Source organism: Nostoc sp. JL34 (assembly GCF_017114945.1).
Taxonomy (GTDB): Bacteria; Cyanobacteriota; Cyanobacteriia; order Cyanobacteriales; family Nostocaceae; genus Nostoc.
Window position 1 is genome coordinate 36393 of record NZ_JABXKQ010000136.1, and the last position, 20651, is coordinate 57043.

Below are 20651 nucleotides of genomic sequence, written 5' to 3' on the forward strand. Positions count from 1 at the left end.
ATTATGAAGAAAGTAGATATGCAAACCAAACAGCTTGGCAATTCGGAACTTCACATTACCCCAATCGGCTTTGGTGCTTGGGCGATCGGTGGAAGTGGGTGGGCTTTTGGTTGGGGAGAGCAAGATGACCAGGAATCGATCACAGCGATTAATGGCGCTCTCGACCTCGGCGTTAATTGGATTGACACCGCAGCTGTCTATGGTCTGGGGCATTCGGAGGAGGTTGTTGCGAAAGCGCTTAAAGGTCGATCTAATCGCCCCTATATTTTCACTAAATGCTCACTGATCTGGGATGAAAAGGGCAAAATTGGTAACAGCCTGAAGGCGGATTCGGTGCGGGGGGAAGTTGAAGCTAGTCTGCGCCGACTCGAAATTGAAACTATTGATCTCTACCAGATCCACTGGCCCAAACCTGATTCAGACATTGAAGAAGGCTGGACAACTCTCGCCAAGCTCAAGGATGAGGGCAAAGTTCGCTATATCGGGGTTTCAAACTTCAATGTAGAACAGTTGAAACGTATCCAGGAGATTGCACCAGTAACTTCATTGCAACCGCCTTATTCACTGGTGAAGCGCGATGTCGATAAGGAGATTCTACCTTTTTGTAAAGAAAATAATATAGGTGTGATTGTCTATTCCCCTATGCAATCTGGCTTACTTACAGGAAAGATGACACCTGAGCGGGTTGCTAATTTCCCAGATGATGATTGGCGTAAGAAGAGTGATGAGTTTCAGGAGCCACGTCTATCTCGTAACCTGAAACTAGTTGAGGTGTTGCAACGCATTGGTCAACAATACGATCGCTCACCAGGTGAGGTGGCGATCGCTTGGACTTTAAATAATCCTGCGGTGACAGCTGCGATCGTTGGTGGACGCAATTCAAAGCAGGTGGAAGGAATCATCGGGGCTGGAGAATTTCGCCTCAATCAGCAGGAACTAGATGAAATTGGCACTTTCCTGCGCGAGAATCCATAAAATCTCTAATATCAAAAACCCCACGGCTGAAGCCGGGGGCTTATTCATAATTTTATTCAGCAATCCCAAAAAGTTCTTTTACTTTGTTGCTATGCCGATAATATGAGGACTAACAATCGGTAATTGTGCATCAAATCGCTCGTAATTCACACTAGCAAAACCAGCATTTTCTAAGGCTATCCAAGTTTGTCTATCTAGATGAGAACTATAACCTATCGCTTTCCAAATTGGACTAATTGTGCTTTGGAGTTGTCGCAATAAACTTCCTTGAGGTGCGGCGACGTGTTCAATAAATAAGAAGCGCCCACCTGGTTTAAGCACTCTTAAAATTGCCTGTAATGTGTAATTTATATTCGGCACTGAACGCAAAACTAAGGTACTAACAACGGTATCTATGCTGTTATCTTCAGCATCTAACCATTCAGCATTACCAATGCGGAGGTCGATGTTTAAATTCAGTTTTTCTGCTTGTTTTTGGAGATAGGAATGCATGTGTGGATTTGGCTCAATTCCTATCCAGTGGATCTCTTTAGGGTAGTAGGGTAGGTTAGGGCCTGTTCCTGGGCAAATTTCTAACACTTTACCTTGGAGATTTGCAAAAAGAGAACGTTTGCGTTGGCGTAGCCCGTCGTAGACATCCCCTACGATTTTATCATATGTGCTGCTACTTTGAGCCATCATCCAGGCAAAGAAACGCTTCCCAAAGTTGTCATGAATCTGATTTTGTGAATCTCCAATAATTTGGTTTACAGTCATCATCCACTTCCTAATTTTTGAGGCTATAACTCGGTGTGCCAAGCAAACATTTATAGCCTCAAGATACGATACTTTGTGTTTATTATACCTCATCCATTAGGCTCACCTGATAGGGTGATTTTAATTAATATACATCGATAGCAACTTCCCGCAACCTGCCACAGAAAGGTTAAAAGCGCAGAGATACCTATGTAGCCTTTTCAAAGTTGATTATTTTCAGATTTATTTAAGTTTCTTCTTTCTGCTAACCAGGTAAATAACACAATACCGCAAAAATCAGCGGCTAAGTCAACTAAATCAAAGCTCCGATAGGGTGTAAATAATTGAATTATCTCATCAACGATACAAAAAAATATTACAATCAGTGATGCCAGCGGCAGAAAAATATTGAATATTTTAATATTCCGTTTATTTAATGCTAAATGACCCAAATAAGCAGCAATTCCTAGCAATAGGAAATGCAAAATTGTATCGTAATACGGGATTTGTGATATTTCCGTTGGAATAATTTTCAGGTAGGCTGATATGGAGATAGACATTAAAATTCCAAAGTAAACCCAAAAGGCAAAAACCCAGCGCTGATTAGATTTCATTGTAATGATTTTAAAAGTTATTTACAAGCAAGACAAAGATAACAAAGAGCGTTCCGCAATTGGGAACGCTATATTTTGGTAAATTCTGTTAAGATAATATGAATTTAAATGAAAAATTGCTAGTTGCTAAAATCAGGCATGGAGATTTGCTTGCTCCTGCAACCAAGGATCTACAGGTTGTCCATCTTTGCGGCGTAATTCAATTTCTACTACCATCACTTCTTTGGAACCAGGAGGCGCTGGTTTTTTATGGAAAATAATCTCATAATCTTCTGGATTGTGTTTGTGTTCTTTCAACCATTCCTGTACCTTGGTTGTGGCAAAAAATGATTGCCCTTGCTCAAACATTCGGGTAATCTGCAATTGTAGTGTATAAGGATTTATGCGACCCATTTTTTACCGCCTTTGTTAAGTTAATTTTAGGACAAGTAATCTGCTGACTCTAGATGATCTAATGTTAATACGAAGTACCCAAACCTGACACTTCGCATATAGGTAGAATTTCCAGTTTCAATACCTGCTATCTATAGGAACAAAGTCTGAACCTAGTTCAATACTCCTGCAATCTGTCTTTCACAGGTTGATTAATTATTAAGCTAATAATCTTCAAATTGCATCCTTGCGTCTCCCATTCTTTGCGTAAGAGCGGCTTTCTGAAGAACCACGATTATTTAACTTAAAGGCGGATTAGCTTATTTGTGCTGCTTGATTTTCGCCATCTTTAGCAGTAGTACAACTTAAGTAATGTTATAATAGTATATTGCAAAAAAAATGTAAAAAATTTTACTGCACTTGACTACTGAAGTTGTACGTACACAAAGGAACGAGGAAACAGATTAGTTAAGGATTGTTCAGCATTTCTCACTGCCTCTACAACATTTAATTACTTAATTCTGTTATAGATTGGAGAGAGGCACGCCGCTTCAAAAACTGGCCAACAGACTGAGATGGTTGTTATGAAGAGCAAAAATCAAGCTGTTTTCGCTTTAATTGTAAAAAGCACTATTGTCTTTTTACCCTTACTGTTATCCGTTGGAATTGCCACTGGACAATCTGCACCATCACCTAAACCAGTAATAACTCCTGCTCCAGTATTATCGAATCAAGAACGGGAAGAATTAGCACGACTACGAGCAGAAAAGCGAATTCAACAGCAAGTCCAATCTGATTTTAAGAGTACTTTTAGCCGTACAACTATCTTACTCGATGTTTGGCTAGTTATATTAAGTCTATTTCCAATCGCAGTCATTGCTTTATTATGGCTTCTGCGACGGGTGATCATCCGTGAAATTGTTGATAAAGCAATGCAACAAGTACAGGGAATGGAAAATTTACAAAATCAGCTAACCACCGTTAAACAAGAGGCTGAAAATATTATTCAAGAAGCTAAAAAAATCAATTATGAATTAGAACAGGAAACGACTGCTTTACAACAAAAAATTAAAAATGAACAAGAAAATGTATCTATCCTGACATCAGAGCTAGATTTAGCTAAAGCACAGGTATTAAGTAGATTAGAAACTGAACTCAAAAAATCTCAAGAGAATATAAAAATTTTAGAGTCAAAATTTGCTTCTGGGCTATCTAAGTTAGAGATTGATGCTCAACAACAAAGAGATATTGCACTGGAGAATCTAGGAAAATTAGCATCTGTTATGGCAGCAGAACTGTCTAATTTAAAGTTAGGTGTGCAACAACAGCAAGAACTAGCTGTCTCTGATTTAGAAGTATCAAGGTCTGAGTTCACATCTCAACTTTCTGGATGGCAGTCTGATGCTCAAAAAGAAAAGGATATAGCTATTGCAAGTTTAACAAAATTGCAGTCAGAATTTGCCGAACAGTTATCAAAATTACAGGTTGATGCTCAAAAACAAAAAGAGATCACGCTTGAAAATTTAGGAATATTAGATAAAGAATGGAAGTTGCAATTATCTGAATTACAGTTAGATGCTCAGGAGCAAAAAAATAAAATTGTTGAGAGTTTAGGAGCATTGCAGTCAGAGTTTGCCGAACAACTATCGGAATTAAAAATAGATGCTCAAAAGTCTAAAGAGTTAATCATTGAGAATTTAGAAAAATCTGGTTCTGAGTTTACTTCACAATTCTCAGAATTACAATGGAATGCTCAACAACAAAAGATTCTGATATTGGAGAAGTTAGAAAGATTAGAAACTGAGTTTGTCTCTCAACTCTCTGAGTTACAATTGGATGCCCAAGAAAGAAAGGATCTCATCCTTCAAGAACTAACTGAAATTACACCTGAATCCATCCTAGAGGTGGTAAATTCTGAAGTTGGGGAAGAAATACAGGAACAGCCACAACAACCGGAATTCACTGCTGATGAGTATGTAAAACAGGGAGATGCGCTATTTTCTAAAAGGCGCTATGAAGATGCGATCGCAGCTTACAACCAAGCGGTTAAAATCCAAGCTGATGAACCTGTGGTTTGGTTAAAACGAGGTCTAACTCTCGGAAGGTTGAAACGCTACAAAGATGCGATCGCATCTTATGATAGAGCGATTCAGATTCAGCCAGATTATCATCAAGCTTGGTGCGATCGCGGTGTTGCTTTTGGCAACTTACAACAGCATCAGCAAGCTTTTGCTTCATTTGACAAAGCTACACAAATCAAGCCTGATGATCCAGTCGCTTGGTTGAATCGTGGTCTTTCCCTAGTAGCATTAGAACAATACGAAGAAGCGATGCTGTCCTTGGATAAAGCCCTGGAATTTCAACCCAATTCTCCCAAAATCTGGGATAAACGCGGTTATACTTTGGTAAGGTTGGGACGCGATGATGAAGCGATCGCTAGTTTTAACAAAGCTTTAGAAATTAAGCCCGATTATGCCAGTGCCCATTACAACAAAGCAGCCTGTTATGCGCTGCAAAGACAAGTTGAACTATCTCTGCTAACTCTCCAACAAGCAATTGAACTTAATCCCAGGTATAAAGAAGACGCGGCAACTGACCTAGATTTTGATGATATTGCTGATGATGAACGCTTTAAACAGTTAGTTATAGCCTAAAAACCTTACCTCAATCCCTACTCTCCACTTCCCACAATTCGATTCTGTTCCCCCGACATCGCTTTGAGTTTAGATGTAAAAGAGTCAGCGCGATCGCTTTTTTCTGGAGTAAATTGCCCGATTGGAGCATGAATAGCAGGAGGTGGCAGCAGTTTTGGCTGTCGTTGATGATAGCTTGGTGATGGGGAAGGTGCTGGACTTTCTTGTGAAGTTTGCCTTTGGCTGACAGCAGACGATAGCTGAAGGGTTGCCGAAGAGGCAAATTTCCCAGAAAGCGGAGACTTCAAGACGGTTTTATTGTCTCTATCTTCGTGCTTCTCCTCTTCTTTACTCAAAGATGTCTTTGGTTCGGAACTTTTCAGTTGGAGAGTTGCAGTATTGCTATGTTGATAGCCATTGCGAATCTTAGCTGGTGGTAATTGAGGACTCATCACTTTCTCTACAGTGGGGTTTTTCTTGGCTAACGGTAGGGCTGGTGCAGGCAATGAGGTTAAGCTTTGGGGAAATTTGCTACAAATCATCCGTTCAAATTCCATATTGAAATGGTATGTAGCCTGATCCCGGCGCTGCCAAAATACTAAGATTTGCTGCACAGAAACCGCTTTATAACGACCTTGATATAGTGCCTCAATCACTGCCAGGTGTAGCCAATTAAGCGGGTATTGTGTTTGCCAACGCTCAACTAGCTCATTGGCACTATACCCACTGAGATCAAAACTATAGTTAATTAATAAGGCGATCGCCAAGTTGGCAGAGGTGTCTGGAAGTGTTGTTAACATGGGGCTATTAGCTTTAGGCAATAGGTCTAAGATTTGTCACCCATCGCATATTAACCTAACGTGCTTTTAACTACATGGTTTTTTTTCCAATAGTTACCAAGCCGATAAGCAGTGTTTCCTATTCTACTTGTCAACTTCTAGAATGCAACCCTACATAGACTGATTTATAGCAATTTTCAAGTATTTACACCAGGAATGGGGATTGGGGACTGGGGATTGGGGATTGGGGATTGGGCAGTAGTATAGTTCAATTACTTGAAAAACCCTGTAATCGCAGGTGTTCGCCCAATAGCGACTAATGCCTGATAAACCATCGCTGCAACTTCGGCACGTGTTGCCGAACGTGAAGGTGCAAGCACTTGCGGATCTGGATGGTTGACAACTATTCCCCGTTGTGTTGCAGTGGCAACTGCTTTTCGGGCATAGTCGGGAATGGTATGGCGATCGCTATATACTTCTAAAACATCGCTATCAACAGCTGGTAGTCCCAGTCCGTTTACCAGAGAGACAATCACCTGTAGGCGCTGCACATTTTGATCGGGGCGGAAAGTGCGATCGCTAAATCCGCCAACAAAGCCACCACTAGCCGCAATTTGGATCGCGCTATAAGCCCAAAAATCCTTGGGTACGTCGGTAAAATCGGGTGCTGAAATTTTGGGAAATGGGTTAAAGGCGATCGCCACCAGAACTGCATACTGGGCGCGAGTCATAGGTTTATCAGGCTGGTAGCTACCATCGGCAAAAGCATGAGTTAAATCCATGCTTACTAATGCCTGAATAAATGGTTCTGCCCAATGTCCATCTAGTTGAGGAGACACGGGGCTGCGGAGAGGGGAAGACGCGGGGAGTTTTTGAGGTGGGGATTTTGTTGGGGTGTTAGAGGAACTAGTGCTAACCGCTACTTGATTGCTTGGAAGCAATTCGACTAAGCCCTTGACTAGAGAAGGATTTAATTGATTCCCTACGGAAACCAACTTTTGGGTAGTGGTATTATATAAATCAAATTTACTATTATCACGAAAAATATTATCAGCAGGATCTTGGGTATTACCTAAATCGGGGACTGCATTGCCATTGACTAATAGACCACCTTGAGTATTTTTAGCAATGAGATTTTGACGCAGCACAGGTTGGGCGTTGCGAGAAAGTGCGATCGCCGTGCGATTTTCTGATAATTTGTTATTTGCGATCGCCGGAGTGGCAAAGTCACTAATTGCTATGCCTAAAGGGTTTCTTTGAAATACATTCCCTAGTACTTCTCCCTGGCTATGACCTGCCATCACTAACCCGCTAGCAGTATTTTGCACAAATATGTTATCTAAAATTGCAGGTTTGGCAGTACCAGTGGTAAATATACCTTCCCGCCCACAGTCACTCAAAGTATTGTTAGCTAAAGTAGGTGTAGCCGATTCAACCCAGATACCAGTACCTTTGGGTGAGGGATTAGTGATAGTTACACCTAAAAGACTAGCATTATCTACCAAGAGCAGCGTGATATTTTGTATACCAAAGCTGGGACTTTGATACTCACCACTCCCGGAAATTACAATCCCTGCACCTTTGTTCGCTTCGTTACCCACCACTTTCGCCCCTCCAGGGATGATCAGTGGGAATACCTCACCACTAGCGGCGTTGTAAGTCCCCGATTCTAGATGAATTATCGTGGGGATTTTGGTTACTTTTAAGGCACGAGTGAGGCTTTTAAACGGACTCAACCGTGAACCAGTATTGGTATCATTCCCTATCATAGGGTTGACATAGAGTGTGACAACGAGGGTAGAGTTCACCATTGATAGTTGAGAGTCAATTGTTTTAATTATGACAATCATAAATAACACTACTTGTAGCAAACTTTTTGAAAGTAGTATCCTTGTGTGTAGAAAATATATCCACGTTACTTTTTCTTGCAAGCGGATCGTGTGTACACACAAGTTATAGACTCTCATGCAACATTCCAAGTTCTCATCTCGAAGTTCCAAGTTTTGAGGGCGATGTCACTGGGAATTGGGGAAGGTGGGGCCCCCTCTGGGGATAAGGGGTAATGGGGACTGGGGACTGGGTACTGGGAAAGAAAATATAAGTAAGATTTGGTTAGGGTTCTAATCTCTATTCAAATTTTCCCAGTCTCCAAGACTTCAGCTTCTCTACGAGACGCTACGCTAATGCTCAGTACAAGTCCCCAATCCCCATTACCCCTTATCCCCAGAGGGGGCCCCACCTTCCCCAATCCCCAGTCCCCAGTCCCCAATCCCCAATCCCCAATCCCCAATTCAATTGTTAATCAGCGTAGCTGACATTTTTTGCAGTTTTCTGCCCACCTCTTCCATCGTGTAGAAGAATGTGAAAAATCGGAGTAGCTCATCCATTGGGTAATCTTGCTGCTTAATCTCTTGCAATCGATTTAATTGCTCTGTAGCATTAGTGAGGGCAACTTCCATTGCCGACATAGCTAAACTAGGCTGGTGCGATTTGACTGCGGTTGCTAGGGTGAGCATTGCAGTTTCAGTTTCTAGTGCCAGTTGGGTAATTTGAGGTGAAAGAATTTGCCAGAAAGTATCTTGCTGTCTAGCAAGTACGGTATGTTCCATTGTCAAGATGTGTTCCCAAATCCTGCGGATGAGAAACTCCCAAGCTTCATTTACCCGTTTTTCTGGCGGTTCGTTTGTCTGCCCACGTCTGACTTCCTGCCATAGCGATCGCCCCTTGACCAGTGAACTAATGATACTGGTTTTTAACTGCTCCACACGGGGGCGATCGTAGTTTCCTGTAAAGGCAGAGTCCACGACTAACTCATAAAACTGTTCTAAATCAGTTAGCGTTTGTGACAAACAACGCCTCAGTTCTACTCCAGCTGAGGCTGGAAAAATAAAGTTGTTCACCAACAATGCCATACCAATACCTAAGAGGGTTTCGAGAAAACGGCCCCAAGCGTACAGCCAAGGCGATTGGCTGTGACTCAAAATCACGATCGCTGAGACATACCCCGCCAATTTTGCCGCCTCATTGAATTTCCAGTAAGAAGTCAGAAAGATGGTTAAAAATACACTTATTCCCAATGACCAAAAATTGCTACCCAGTGCAACCGCAAAGGTGGCTCCACTTATAGCACCAATTACGGTGCCAATTATTCGCTGAATTCCTAATAATAAAGTGCTGCCATGAGTAGATGACATCACAATAATGGCTGCGATCGCTGCATAAAAAGGATACTCCCATCGCAATGCCTGAGCAATTTCAAAAGAAATTGCCGATGCGATCGCCATTTTTAATGCCATCTTGGCTAGCAAAATCGTTGATATGCCATCGGGAGTAGCAGCCCAAGTTTTCAATGCTGTAATGATTCTCAGCTTAGGCGATCGCTGTTTAGCTGGAAGACCATTGGATGGTTGTGTCATGGGTATCAGGCTTATTTGATTTGACAAGTCTCGATGCGAGAGAACAAAGCAACACATAATCGCCACCAAGAAGCTGTGGCGATCGCACTATGCCATTCCCAAACACCTAAGACCTTTAAGCGCCAAACTTGCTCAAAAAAACCAAAGTATGGTAGTTGCCCATTGGGAGCATCTTCTTCCACAATGAAGTTACTATAATCAATCCAGGAATCTTTTAAACGCCACCCAGTGCGATTGCCAAAATCAATACAAGTTTGGGAAGCAGCAACATTACTATTACCAATTATCAAAGCTAGTACAGGATCGCTAGCAGAAGTCTCTCGAATCCTCTCCCAAATCCGCTTCTGGACGCTGAAACCGAAACGTCCATGACTATACTTAACCCAGAGAGTATCGATAGTCCATAAGTCGATGCAGGGAAAGTTTTCGACACTTTCTAAATCAAGATAGCGTTTTTCTTCTCTACCAGCTATCTTCAAGATGAGAGTTGTAGTTTCCTCATCCGCCTCTAACCATCTCCCAGCTTTGAGTAAATCACGCAGTTGAGTGTAATCTATCCCCAACGTTGAACTCAAATCATCTAAATCTTCAGTTTTTTGTTCAGAGCGATCGCTCGTAAACAAAGTTTTTCCTGGTAAGACTTCAATCACACCTTGAGAACCGAATAACCAGAAATATAATTCGATATCGGTGCGTGATAATTCTACTTGTAATTGTGTAATCCAAGCTGCTGCGGTGAGTCCAGATGCTTGAATAGCAACATTGAGGGTGTCTATCAAAGAAGAAGCAAATCTTTCACCCTCCGAAGGTGGCGCAGCAGCAGCAATTAAACATTGTTCCGAGTCGAGTCCCAATTGCAATTCTTCCACCCAATCGCGTAGAGATGTATATATGTGCGTTCCGATAGGGCAATCCAGGATGATAATTTGTTGCGATCGACATCGGCGCAGCTGTTTTCTCAACCAGGAACGATTAAGTACAACATTATTAGAAAGTACTAATACTGCTTCTCCTTGTTCAGTTTCTTGAATCTGCCCTCGCAAGTATAAAAATACAGTTGCGGTTTCTTCTATAGAATTGTTGCTAGTGGGTGACTCAGAAAAAGATTCAGATAACAAACACTTTTGAATTGCTTTATGGACATCTGAAGAAGGGGTTTTTTCGCTAATAGTCCAATAATTTACTTCAAAGCCACCAGATGTATTGAGTATTTTACTCAAAGCCAAAGCACTCTTGCTCTTGGGTAGTCCCTCTATAACTAATGCCTGTCGGGGATGTCGTGTGGACACTGTTTTTTCTGGTTTGAGTCCTAAAATCACTTCTCCGATTCCCTCCACAATTCGCTTCGGCGTTTGAGATGGATATTCTGGATGAATTTGGTTTTCGCCGCGACCTTTTTTTAACTGATTAATCACTCGCAATTGCTGATTAGCTTTATCTATATATGCGAGGGTTTGATGATAAACGTAGCGATAAAGTCCATCTGCTTCGATAATGCCTTGGGAGTCAGCCGCTTCTCCCCGCAGTCCCCGAATTAAATAATAAGTGAATACTCCATGTTTTAATTGCGGAAATTCCCAAGATTGTTGCCCTTGATCGCAAGATAGTAAAGCATAAAATCCTTTTCTCTTCGCGGTGCGTTGTCGTAAAACTTCCACTAATTCTTGTGTGGGGTTGAGTTGCGAATCTATTAGTGTTTCTCCCCTAGCCCCCAATAACGTCATGCTACCGCTATGACAAGCATCCAGCCATACCAGTTGCTGCTGGGCTGCACAACTCTCCAATAATTGCAATAATTCTTGCAACTTCAAACCAGTTTCTATTAAGTTGTCTTTTTGAGTATCTTTGAGACACAATACCACCTGCTGATTCGATGGCTCTAGCATCCCATGTCCAGAAAAATAAAACAAAACGGTGTCAATAGATTTAGTAGCATCTGCTACTTCTTTGAGACTGGTACGGACATTTTCTAATAGGGGCTGCTGGTGAGCAAAATCGTTGTAAATCTTCACATCCTTTTGCGGGAATCCCTGAGTCGCGGCATTTAATGCTTCTCCTAAACCTTGGCAATCCAATGCTGAGTAATGCAAACAGGGTATTTGCTCATCCTGATATTGGTTGACTCCCACCAATATGAGCCAAAGCTTTGCCAAGCCGGTTTCTAAGGCATGAGTTGAATGACTAGTACGAACACCGACTGGACACATCTGTTAGAATTCCTTGACAGGAATAGTCCGCAGCTTTTATATCAATAGTATCTGATTGTACCGACGTGAAGAGACTGAAGTTGTTTCACCAAGACAAGCGATCGCCATGACAACATTACTGATAAAATATCGAAAATGCGAGAACTTTACCCAGCGATCGAGCCTTACTTAGAAGGTAGCTTACAGGTTTCCGACCTTCATACCATTCATTTTGAAGAGTCAGGGAATCCACAAGGTCAACCCATCGTTTTGCTGCATGGGGGCCCTGGTGGTGGATGTCCAGCTTTTTATCGGCAATATTTCCACCCAGAAAAATGGCGATTAGTGATGTTTGACCAGCGCGGTTGTGGTCAAAGTACTCCTCATGCTGAATTACGAGAAAACACCACTTGGGATTTAGTCAGTGATATCGAAAAACTGCGCCAACATTTAGGTATAGAAAAGTGGGCGGTCTTCGGTGGTAGTTGGGGTAGCACTTTATCATTAGCCTACAGTCAAACCCATCCCTCTCGATGCACGGGATTAATTCTGCGTGGGATCTTCATGCTGAGGCAAAAAGAGTTGCACTGGTTCTACCAAGAGGGTGCTAGCTATATTTTTCCTGATGCTTGGGAAGAATATCTCAAACCAATTCCTGTAGATGAACGTGACAATCTGATCGCAGCATATTACAAACGCTTGACCAATCCAGATTTAGAAATTCAATTAACAGCAGCGCGTGCTTGGTCAATTTGGGAAGGTAGTACTAGTAGACTGTTCTTAGACCCAGAACTCATGCAAAAGTTTGGTGAGAGTGAATTTGCTTCCGCTTTCGCTCGGATTGAATGCCATTACTTTATGAATAAGGGATTTCTTGAAACAGAAGATCAATTACTCTTAAATGTAGATTGCATCCGCCATATTCCGGCTGTAATTGTTCAGGGACGCTATGATGTAGTCTGCCCAATGATATCAGCTTGGGAATTACATCGAGCTTGGCCAGAAGCAGAATTTATTGTGGTTCCTGATGCAGGGCATTCGATGAGTGAACCAGGCATTTGTAGTGCTTTGATTGAAGCAACAGATAATATTTAATTCGGTTGAATAAAATGAAGTTGGACTCAAAAGCTGATAAAACTAGCTTATGCAAGACTCTAAACAAGAAATAAATGCCAGAGCTTCTATAGATTTAGAACAGCGAAGGAATTGGTATTCTCCTGTTGCTGATATTTATTACAACGCCAGAGCAAAATATCCAAAGCAACTGATCGAACGGTCTGTCATTTTAGCCCAACTTGCCTCAGATGCATCGATTCTTGAGGTCGGTTGTGGCCCAGGAAATGCGACAGTAGCTTTTGCTCAATTTGGTTTTTCAATGACGTGTATTGAGCCAAACCAGGATTTTTGTCATTTGGCACAAGGCAACTGTGCAACCTATCCAAACGTTGCAATCCACAACACCTCATTTGAGGAGTGGGAACTGGAAGCAAAACAGTTCAATGCCGTTCTATCTGCTAATGCCTTTCACTGGATACCGTCAGAGATTCGGTATGCCAAGGCAGCTACGGCATTACGTGACAACGGGTTTCTCATCCTGCTATGGAATCTGACCCCTGAACCAAAATACCAAGTTTACCAAGCGATCGAGGAAGTGTATCAAGCCTATGCTCCCTCACTTGTTCGGTATGAAGGTGCGGAAACTCAAGCCCAAATTTTAAGAGGGTTTGAACAAGACATTCTAAACTCTGGTTATTTTAAGGAGTTGGTGACTGAGCAAATCGCGTGTGAGGTTACGTACAGCATCGATAACTACCTTAAGCTATTAAGTACTACTGGGAGACTGGAGCCAAAGGCCAAGGAGTTGCTATTTGCAGGATTGCGGGAAAAGCTGAGGAACTTTGGAGACAGTGTACACCTCTCGTTTCTTTCTGCTGTTCACGTTGCCCAAAAAGATGGATAAGCTGTTGAATTCGTTACGTAATGACGCAGCAGAACAAGTCATTGGAGCGGACGTGCAAAGTCTTTCCATCTAGCGTTACGGTTAGTCGATCGCCACTCAATTTGGTCGTTAAACTCATTTTTAAGAATTAGAGAGTTACATTATAACTCTGAAGCAACCATTATTCTCTCTCATCCTCATTGCCCGATTGTGATGATGGGGTTTGAGTGTGAGAGCAGTTGCACTTTGTTAATCAGTATACAGAGATTTAAAATCGATATTACAGAGATAAAACTGGGAAGACTAAACAGTTAAGTTGACAATATCGTTAAAGCTACGCGCCTGTGCTTTCCATCCGTTTGAGCTTCTCGACGAGATGAGATTTAAACGCTTGAAACTGCCCAATCTTTTCATCCATTTCTACAATCTTATTGCGAATGCTCCGCAGTTTATCTTCAGTTGAAGAGGTGTCCCACTCATCAAGCGCTTTCCTTATTTCACTGAGCGTAAATCCAAGGGCTTTTCCATGCTGAACGAACTCTAAACGTGAGACTGCTTCATCACTGTAATTCCGATAGTTATTCTCTGAACGCTTGCTGCTTGAGTCTAAAAGTCCAGCCTTCTCGTAAAAACGGATCGTGTCTTTCGAGAGTCCTACTTTCTGAGAGAGTTCGCTAATCAACATAGATCGCTGAGGAGATTGAAGATTTCTGCTTGACATTGGAGTATGCTCCATCCTTTAAGTTTGACATAGGTTTTCAATTTACAGGCTGAACATGATGCAAACTCCAATTAAAGCTAGTAAAACGGTGATCATTACAGGGGGTAATAGTGGTCTGGGATACTATTGCGCCCAAGCGCTCGCACAATCTAAACAAGACTGGCACATTATCATCGCCAGTCGAAATCTGCCCAGAGTTGAAGAAGCGGTTCAACAATTGACTGCTGAAACGAACTATTCTTTTATTGAAGGGATGACCCTTGATTTGGCATCTCTAGCATCTGTGCGTCAGTTCGTGCAAGATTTCCAGACCAGAGAACATGCCCCTTTACATGCGATCGTGTGTAATGCAGGAGTTCAAATCGTTTCAGGCACACGCTACACAGAAAATGGATTCGAGATGACCTTTGGCGTAAACCATTTAGGACACTTTCTACTTGTCAATTTGCTGCTGCCACAATTAAGCGATCGCTCCCGCATTGTATTTGTCAGTAGTGATACCCACAATCCAGAAACAAATACTGGAATGCCTCACCCAAACTACCAGGATGCAAACGCCCTAGCATTTCCGACGGGTGATGATAATCAGATGGACATTAGAACGGTTGGGCGGGTGCGCTATACCACTTCCAAACTCTGCAACCTGCTCTGTACTTATGAGCTTTCGCGCCGTTTGCAAAAGCAGCAGTCGAAGATGACAGTGAATGCGTTTAATCCGGGCTTGATGCTCGATACAAAGTTGAGTCGAGACTATAGCGAATCAGAACGCTCCGCGCTCAGAGCAACTCTGTCAGCATCGACTCTAGGGCAATCAAGAGACTCTCAAGTGATGGGCAGTGCGCTGGCTCGGCTCATTCTCGATCCCGCACTAGATCAGGTGACAGGTCGATATTTTGATGGACTGAAGGAAATTCGATCGTCTGATGAATCCTACGATGAGCACAAAGCAGTCGAACTGTGGGAAACGAGTGTAGGACTTACGCATTGACAAGATACACAAAAGGTACATCAACGAAAAAAGAGAGAATGTATAGATTTAAAACATTGAAATACCCATCGCATCGTTGGATTGTTTATAGATTTACCAAGCTGATTTTTAATTGTAGATTTAGATGATGATAAGGCGGCTCTAGTTTGTCTTTGTGTTTAACTCTACTCACACCTACACTAAAGATGGTATATACACAGCAACGCTAACCCTTGTGAATTTGGAAACTTACACTGTATGTAAAGCATCAGTGTAAGTAGTTCACTACAAAAAAAGATGATATGCGAATTCTAATTGTGGAAGGCAGCCTGTTGTTGCTCCTAACTGCAATGACAACTGGCTGTGTCGGTTCTTCCTCTGTTATAAAACAGCCGCAAGCCTTGCCAGCAAGCACTGAGCAACCGACGAAAGAAGCTGTGTTGAGTTCAACACCTACACCAACTGCAAAATCTATAGAGCATTCTACCCCTGAAGCCACTATTGCCACGAATCCGCCGCGCTGTGAAACTAGTCAATTGTCAGTGCGTCGAGTCTCCGAAGATGCTGGCGTTGGGAATGTTGCACTTACCTACGCCTTCACCAATAACGCCTCATCTCTTTGTAACCTCTACGGTTATCCAGGATTGGCACTACTGGATGCAAAAGATCAACCTTTGCAAGGAATTAAAGTTATTCGCTCCAAGGATACTTACTTTTCGAGTCAGCAACCTCGACAACAAGTAACTCTAGCTCCTGGAAAACAAGCCTCATTTCAGATAGCATATAACCACATTAGTTCCCCAGATCAAAACTGCCCAATGTCTAGTAAAATTCAAATCACACCTCCAAATGCTTACGAGCACTTTACCCTTACAGAACAAATCAAGCCTTGTACAGGCAAAGTTAGAGTGACTCCAGTCCGAGCCGTTAACACTCAACCTTAGTAAATTTCTGTAATTTACTCCAAGACCCAGAAAAAGCATAAATTTAATCAAAGCCTCTGATAAGTTCAGGATTGTACTAATCAAAAAGGTTAAAAAATTTTATGGAAGGAATTGATGTTGCCGATCAAGATGGCAGAGTAGATTGGACGGCAGTAAAAAACTCTGGTAAAACTTTTGCGTTTGTCAAAGCCACAGAAGGAGTAAGCATCAAAGATTCTGCCTTTGCTCATCACTGGCAAACCATGAAAGCTGTTGGGATTATTCGGGGTGCTTATCATTTCTTTCACCCCCATACATCTGACCCGGTTCAGCAAGCGAAGGAATTCTTAAAAACTTTGGGTAAATTAGAACCGGGAGACTTGCCACCAGTCATAGATATAGAGGTAACTGACAAAGTAAATAGCCAAGCAGTAATTAATGCAGCAAAGCAGTGGTTGGCAGAGGTGGAACAAGCTCTTTTGCAACAAACAAAAAAACCTATTAAACCAATTATTTATACCTTCCCCAGTTTCTGGACGGAACTTGGTAATCCATCTGATTTTGCTAGTTATCCGTTATGGATTGCCCACTACGGAACTAGGAACCCAACTATTCCCGGTGCTTGGCAGGGACAATACTTAATCCATCAATATGAAGGTGATATATCGGGTGTAACTGGTGTTAGTGGTCGAGCCGATTTGAATAGATTCAATGGATTGCAGCTAGGAGATTCTGGGTTAAGAGTAAAACAATTACAACAGCAATTAAAAGATATTGGATTATATACTGATGCTATCGATGGGCATTTTTCTGAGTCAGTTAAGAATGCAATTGTTAGTTTTCAAACATCTAAAAAATTGCAAGCTGATGGAATTGTTGGCATAAAAACTTGGGTAGCTTTATTGTGGATTTAGAATGAATTGTACACTCAATAAATAGACCTATATTCACCATCAAAGGAATCTAAATTTGGGTGATCCTTCACTTCTAAGTTTACTTTTTTTAATTAGCGATCGCAGTTGTTTTAAGGATAGCCACTTCTAAAAAGCCCTCACTTTGCTCCGAGGGCTTTGCAATAAATGTGTATTGCTATATCTGACTAACATCGAAATGCACATAAGTGAGATTTGACATAGAAAAAACCTTTAAGAATTCGTTTGAGTGAATTAAACTTAACCCGCCTGATAGCTTTATTCACTTCTACCCACTGTCGTTTTCTTTTACTTGCTTCTGGATAATCTTCACTCAGCATCTCCACTGGTAACAAATACATCTTGACTTGGTAAATTTTGCCTCGTTTACGGTACTTGTAAGTGCCCAGTTCATTAACGTCTACTTGCCCAATCACCCCTGCTTCTTCCCACGCCTCTTTAGCTGCTGAAGCGGGCGGACTCATGCCATTAGGAATATCTCCTTTCGGAATCACCCAGTGTTGAAAGTTACGGGTTGTGATTAGCAAGATTTCAATTTTGCCATTGTTCACTCTATAAGGAATCACCCCAGACTGTTTAAACACTTTGCTGACTTTTCGACTCATGTAATTTGCATCCTGTAGGGCCTAGCTTTTTTGTACAATGTTTATTTCAGAAAGTCGAGAGCTGATACCGGATAAATTTTAGTTAACGTTAGGTTATGAAAAGGTTAAAAAAATAGTTTTTAACCTTAAGAGTTAATTATTCAAAGTTTTTGATTGTTAAAGTGGGGGCGCACATCTGTGCGCCTCTACCGTGTGTTGCAATGAGATGCGTAGTGTTAAGTCAAGGGTACTCTACGAGAACATCTGTAAACTCGCAGGGTATGATAATTACTAGGTTTGTAATCTTACAAATATAAAATTAACTGCTGTAAAATTTGTATTCCTGATGGTTGATTGACAAATGCAATTTAAGATAATTTGAGTAAAACAAACCTCTGATATCATGTTCGGGTAAAGACTTATCATTTAGACCGCAGGGGTGCAGGGGGCAGGGAGCAGGGAGAAAGAGGTTTTCCTGACTTTTGCATGGATGCGGCAATCATAAGTAATTAACTGGACTTGATATTACAAGTCTTTTAATTGGGCTAATTAGACGGACAACTGAGGCGTCAAATTCACGTTAGGATAAATAGGATGATCGGTTGGTAAGCGCCTATGATCTACTATAGGGATTGATGAATTGTCTTATAGTATCCAATAGTTCAAGCAAAGCGTAGTAGAGTAAAGTAATAAATCTCAAGGTGTATATAAGTAGGAAAACCTAGCCACGATAAATTTAACAGTACATACAGTGGTAAGGTCGATCGCTCCCAAAGCAAGATTGTCGCCATGACCAACTCAACTCCAATCGATGACGATAAAAATCTCCCAAAGAAGAAGGGCAGGACACTCCCTCCAAAGCTGATTATCTGGCTGGGAAAATTTGTCTGGACGACTATGTGGCAAATAATGATGTCCAAGCTTGCTCCTACCAATCAGTCAGGAGCATATATTCGTCCTAATAGCCAGTTTCGGAAGTTCATCGGCACAGAGTCAGGGAATCCACACCCACCAGCAGTTGGGCGCTACAAACTCTATGTTGGGCTGGGCTGTCCTTGGGCGCACCGAACCTTGGTTGTGCGATCGCTCAAAAAACTCGAAGCGGTAATATCAGTATGTATTGTCTCTCCTTCTCCCATTGAAGGCGGTTGGATATTCAACGAAGAAGAACAAGGTTGTCGCACACTAGCCCAATTGTATCAACTGGCAGAACCCGGCTACAGTGGACGCTCTACAGTTCCAGTCCTATGGGACAACCAAACAAAAACCATCGTCAACAATGAGAGTGCAGAGATTATCGTCATTCTCAACTCTCAGTTAAACGAGTTCGCCAACAATCCCACTCTGGATCTTTATCCAGGAGAACTCAAAGAAAAGATTGACTGGTGGAATGAAAAAATTTATCATGCCGTAAATAATGGCGTGTATCGTTGCGGTTTTGCCCAAACTCAAGAAGCATACAATCAAGCCTGTAATGAACTGTTTGTAACTCTTGATGAGATTGACATGGCATTGCAGACTAATCGATATCTGTGCGGCGATCGTCTTACACTAGCAGATATTCGTTTATTCACGACCTTATTTCGTTTTGATAGTGCCTACTACGGCTTATTTAAATGCAATCGGCGGCGAATTCGAGACTATCAGAACTTAGGAGCTTACTTACGTGATTTATATCAGCTTCCAGGTGTTGCTGATACTTGCGACATAGAGAGTGTGAAGCGGGATTATTACGGTAACCTGTTTCCACTCAATCCGGGCGGGATTATTCCCGATGGTCCGGAAATGTCATATCTCAATCAACCACACGATCGCGATCGCATCGGCAAAGTGAATGCTTCATAAGGTACATTGAGAAATAATACCTCGATGACTGCATTCTAGAGTTGGTGTAATCGTGAACCAGATTAATCGAGTTGCAATTGTCGGTGGAACTCATGGCAATGAGTTTACAGGAGCCTACCTGATCCGAAAATTTGCCCAGTTTCCCGATTTAGTTACTAGACCAAGTTTTGAGACAGTCACCCTGTTAGCAAATCCTAATGCTTTTGCAGCAGGGAGACGATATGTAGAGAAGGATTTAAATCGCTGTTTTCTCAAGCAAGACTTACAAGATCCAACTCTCAACAGTTACGAAGAATTGCAAGCTAAATCAATCCAGAGTACCCTAGCATCAAAGGGCTATAAACAAGCAGATTTTATCTTAGACTTGCATAGCAGTACAGCTAATATGGGTCTGACAATTATTTTGGTAAACAGTCATCCCTTAAACTTGAAATTAGCTGCTTATCTGAGCCAGATTAATCCTTTAGTTAGGGTTTATTGCTGCTCTTTTAAATCAAGTGAAGAAAACCCATTTGTAAATTCTCTGTGCGAATTAGGCTTTGCGATCGAAGTTGGCCCTATTGCTCAAGGTGTCTTACAAGCAACGCTGTTCCAACAAACAGAGGAACTTGTTCACGCGGTTCTCGACTATCTGGAACAGTTTAACCAGGGTAAAATTCCATCAACTAACAAAACGTTGATTGTCTACCACCACTTATCAGTTGTGGACTATCCAAAAAAACCGGATGGAACAATCTTTGGCATGATTCATCCAGAGCTTCAAAACAAGGATTATCAAGCCTTAAATCCAGGAGATCCAATTTTTATAGCCTTAGATAATAAAACAATTATTTATAAAGGTGCATCTACCGTTTGGCCGATTTTTATTAATGAGGCAGCTTACTACGAAAAGGGAATTGCCATGTGTTTGACTCAGAGGCAAGAAATCAATATATAGGATTGGAAATTTTTTTATATGATCCCTTTTTATGGTAGATGATGAGAGAAATTGATGATCATCATCTATAAAATATGCTGAATCCTAATTTAT

The 20651-nt window shown here is 41.7% G+C and carries 18 protein-coding genes; 9 read left to right on the forward strand and 9 right to left on the reverse strand.

All coding sequences use genetic code 11. The features are described from left to right. Positions 1 to 3: 3 nt before the first annotated feature. A complete protein-coding gene (locus HWQ44_RS24775) occupies positions 4 to 975 on the forward strand; it encodes an aldo/keto reductase (RefSeq protein ID WP_292724310.1) in 972 nt (323 codons plus the stop codon). 78 nt (positions 976 to 1053) lie between these two features. On the opposite strand, the gene HWQ44_RS24780 is transcribed toward HWQ44_RS24775, so the two are convergent. The 3 genes from HWQ44_RS24780 to HWQ44_RS24790 all read right to left on the reverse strand — a co-directional run bounded on the left by HWQ44_RS24780 (position 1054) and on the right by HWQ44_RS24790 (position 2717). After that, complete coding sequence (locus HWQ44_RS24780; protein WP_292724311.1) at positions 1054 to 1734, reverse strand: class I SAM-dependent methyltransferase; 681 nt, start codon at positions 1732 to 1734, stop codon at positions 1054 to 1056. A gap of 197 nt (positions 1735 to 1931) precedes the next feature. Then, the gene (locus tag HWQ44_RS24785; RefSeq protein WP_292724312.1) at positions 1932 to 2324 is read right to left on the reverse strand and encodes a VanZ family protein; all 393 of its coding nucleotides are present in this window, start codon (positions 2322 to 2324) and stop codon (positions 1932 to 1934) included. 132 nt (positions 2325 to 2456) lie between these two features. Next, positions 2457 to 2717, reverse strand: a complete 261-nt coding sequence (locus HWQ44_RS24790) for a hypothetical protein (protein WP_292724313.1) — start codon at positions 2715 to 2717, stop codon at positions 2457 to 2459. A 563-nt stretch (positions 2718 to 3280) separates the two neighbouring features. Between HWQ44_RS24790 and HWQ44_RS24795 the strand changes: the two genes are divergently transcribed. Continuing rightward, entirely contained in the window at positions 3281 to 5350 is a 2070-nt protein-coding gene (locus HWQ44_RS24795) for a tetratricopeptide repeat protein (RefSeq protein WP_292724314.1), read from the forward strand. A gap of 17 nt (positions 5351 to 5367) precedes the next feature. On the opposite strand, the gene HWQ44_RS24800 is transcribed toward HWQ44_RS24795, so the two are convergent. The 4 genes from HWQ44_RS24800 to HWQ44_RS24815 all read right to left on the reverse strand — a co-directional run bounded on the left by HWQ44_RS24800 (position 5368) and on the right by HWQ44_RS24815 (position 11731). After that, the gene (locus HWQ44_RS24800) at positions 5368 to 6129 is read right to left on the reverse strand and encodes a hypothetical protein (RefSeq protein WP_292724316.1); all 762 of its coding nucleotides are present in this window, start codon (positions 6127 to 6129) and stop codon (positions 5368 to 5370) included. A 251-nt stretch (positions 6130 to 6380) separates the two neighbouring features. Further along, positions 6381 to 7919 (reverse strand): DUF1565 domain-containing protein, encoded by a 1539-nt coding sequence (locus HWQ44_RS24805; RefSeq protein ID WP_292724351.1) that lies wholly within the window; start codon positions 7917 to 7919, stop codon positions 6381 to 6383. Between the two features lie 480 nt (positions 7920 to 8399). Next, a complete protein-coding gene (locus HWQ44_RS24810; protein WP_292724318.1) occupies positions 8400 to 9524 on the reverse strand; it encodes an aromatic acid exporter family protein in 1125 nt (374 codons plus the stop codon). Positions 9525 to 9535: 11 nt separating this feature from the next. Next, positions 9536 to 11731, reverse strand: a complete 2196-nt coding sequence (locus tag HWQ44_RS24815) for a GUN4 domain-containing protein (RefSeq protein WP_292724319.1) — start codon at positions 11729 to 11731, stop codon at positions 9536 to 9538. 135 nt (positions 11732 to 11866) lie between these two features. Between HWQ44_RS24815 and pip the strand changes: the two genes are divergently transcribed. Further along, positions 11867 to 12805, forward strand: coding sequence for a prolyl aminopeptidase (gene pip / locus HWQ44_RS24820; RefSeq protein ID WP_292724321.1), 939 nt, complete (start codon positions 11867 to 11869; stop codon positions 12803 to 12805). Positions 12806 to 12854: 49 nt separating this feature from the next. Then, positions 12855 to 13670 (forward strand): bifunctional 2-polyprenyl-6-hydroxyphenol methylase/3-demethylubiquinol 3-O-methyltransferase UbiG, encoded by an 816-nt coding sequence (locus HWQ44_RS24825; protein ID WP_292724323.1) that lies wholly within the window; start codon positions 12855 to 12857, stop codon positions 13668 to 13670. Positions 13671 to 13983: 313 nt separating this feature from the next. Here the strand turns inward: HWQ44_RS24825 and HWQ44_RS24830 are convergent, their stop codons facing one another. Further along, entirely contained in the window at positions 13984 to 14370 is a 387-nt protein-coding gene (locus tag HWQ44_RS24830; RefSeq protein WP_292724325.1) for a MerR family transcriptional regulator, read from the reverse strand. Between the two features lie 55 nt (positions 14371 to 14425). Here HWQ44_RS24830 and HWQ44_RS24835 point away from each other — a divergent pair, with 55 nt between their 5' ends. The 3 genes from HWQ44_RS24835 (at position 14426) to HWQ44_RS24845 (ending at position 17174) form a co-directional block, all read left to right on the forward strand. Further along, positions 14426 to 15358: an SDR family NAD(P)-dependent oxidoreductase gene (locus HWQ44_RS24835; RefSeq protein ID WP_292724327.1), complete on the forward strand. Its 933-nt coding sequence runs from the start codon at positions 14426 to 14428 to the stop codon at positions 15356 to 15358. A 281-nt stretch (positions 15359 to 15639) separates the two neighbouring features. Then, a complete protein-coding gene (locus tag HWQ44_RS24840) occupies positions 15640 to 16281 on the forward strand; it encodes a DUF4232 domain-containing protein (protein ID WP_292724328.1) in 642 nt (213 codons plus the stop codon). Positions 16282 to 16382: 101 nt separating this feature from the next. Further along, positions 16383 to 17174 carry a GH25 family lysozyme gene (locus HWQ44_RS24845; RefSeq protein WP_292724330.1) on the forward strand — a complete coding sequence of 264 codons (792 nt, stop codon included), beginning with the start codon at positions 16383 to 16385 and terminating at the stop codon, positions 17172 to 17174. Positions 17175 to 17359: 185 nt separating this feature from the next. On the opposite strand, the gene HWQ44_RS24850 is transcribed toward HWQ44_RS24845, so the two are convergent. Further along, a complete protein-coding gene (locus HWQ44_RS24850; protein ID WP_292724331.1) occupies positions 17360 to 17797 on the reverse strand; it encodes an NUDIX hydrolase in 438 nt (145 codons plus the stop codon). Positions 17798 to 18565: 768 nt separating this feature from the next. On the opposite strand from HWQ44_RS24850, the gene HWQ44_RS24855 reads away from it, so the two are divergent. Together HWQ44_RS24855 and HWQ44_RS24860 are read left to right on the forward strand one after the other, a co-directional pair. Further along, on the forward strand, positions 18566 to 19621 hold the full coding sequence (locus HWQ44_RS24855; protein ID WP_292724332.1) for a glutathione S-transferase family protein: 1056 nt from the start codon (positions 18566 to 18568) through the stop codon (positions 19619 to 19621). Positions 19622 to 19673: 52 nt separating this feature from the next. Next, positions 19674 to 20558: an aspartoacylase gene (locus HWQ44_RS24860; protein WP_292724334.1), complete on the forward strand. Its 885-nt coding sequence runs from the start codon at positions 19674 to 19676 to the stop codon at positions 20556 to 20558. The last annotated feature ends 93 nt before the right edge of the window (positions 20559 to 20651 follow it).

What these genes read in the sequence shown, in the direction of transcription:
- HWQ44_RS24855 (WP_292724332.1), top strand. Translation starts at nt 18,566, where the DNA reads ATGACCAACTCAACTCCAATCGATGACGATAAAAATCTCCCAAAGAAG.
- HWQ44_RS24825 (WP_292724323.1), top strand. Translation starts at nt 12,855, where the DNA reads ATGCAAGACTCTAAACAAGAAATAAATGCCAGAGCTTCTATAGATTTA.
- HWQ44_RS24815 (WP_292724319.1), bottom strand. Translation starts at nt 11,731, where the DNA reads ATGTGTCCAGTCGGTGTTCGTACTAGTCATTCAACTCATGCCTTAGAA.
- HWQ44_RS24830 (WP_292724325.1), bottom strand. Translation starts at nt 14,370, where the DNA reads ATGTCAAGCAGAAATCTTCAATCTCCTCAGCGATCTATGTTGATTAGC.
- HWQ44_RS24845 (WP_292724330.1), top strand. Translation starts at nt 16,383, where the DNA reads ATGGAAGGAATTGATGTTGCCGATCAAGATGGCAGAGTAGATTGGACG.
- HWQ44_RS24835 (WP_292724327.1), top strand. Translation starts at nt 14,426, where the DNA reads ATGATGCAAACTCCAATTAAAGCTAGTAAAACGGTGATCATTACAGGG.
- HWQ44_RS24780 (WP_292724311.1), bottom strand. Translation starts at nt 1,734, where the DNA reads ATGATGACTGTAAACCAAATTATTGGAGATTCACAAAATCAGATTCAT.
- HWQ44_RS24810 (WP_292724318.1), bottom strand. Translation starts at nt 9,524, where the DNA reads ATGACACAACCATCCAATGGTCTTCCAGCTAAACAGCGATCGCCTAAG.
- pip (WP_292724321.1), top strand. Translation starts at nt 11,867, where the DNA reads ATGCGAGAACTTTACCCAGCGATCGAGCCTTACTTAGAAGGTAGCTTA.
- HWQ44_RS24805 (WP_292724351.1), bottom strand. Translation starts at nt 7,919, where the DNA reads ATGGTGAACTCTACCCTCGTTGTCACACTCTATGTCAACCCTATGATA.
- HWQ44_RS24800 (WP_292724316.1), bottom strand. Translation starts at nt 6,129, where the DNA reads ATGTTAACAACACTTCCAGACACCTCTGCCAACTTGGCGATCGCCTTA.
- HWQ44_RS24785 (WP_292724312.1), bottom strand. Translation starts at nt 2,324, where the DNA reads ATGAAATCTAATCAGCGCTGGGTTTTTGCCTTTTGGGTTTACTTTGGA.
- HWQ44_RS24790 (WP_292724313.1), bottom strand. Translation starts at nt 2,717, where the DNA reads ATGGGTCGCATAAATCCTTATACACTACAATTGCAGATTACCCGAATG.
- HWQ44_RS24795 (WP_292724314.1), top strand. Translation starts at nt 3,281, where the DNA reads ATGAAGAGCAAAAATCAAGCTGTTTTCGCTTTAATTGTAAAAAGCACT.
- HWQ44_RS24840 (WP_292724328.1), top strand. Translation starts at nt 15,640, where the DNA reads ATGCGAATTCTAATTGTGGAAGGCAGCCTGTTGTTGCTCCTAACTGCA.
- HWQ44_RS24775 (WP_292724310.1), top strand. Translation starts at nt 4, where the DNA reads ATGAAGAAAGTAGATATGCAAACCAAACAGCTTGGCAATTCGGAACTT.
- HWQ44_RS24850 (WP_292724331.1), bottom strand. Translation starts at nt 17,797, where the DNA reads ATGAGTCGAAAAGTCAGCAAAGTGTTTAAACAGTCTGGGGTGATTCCT.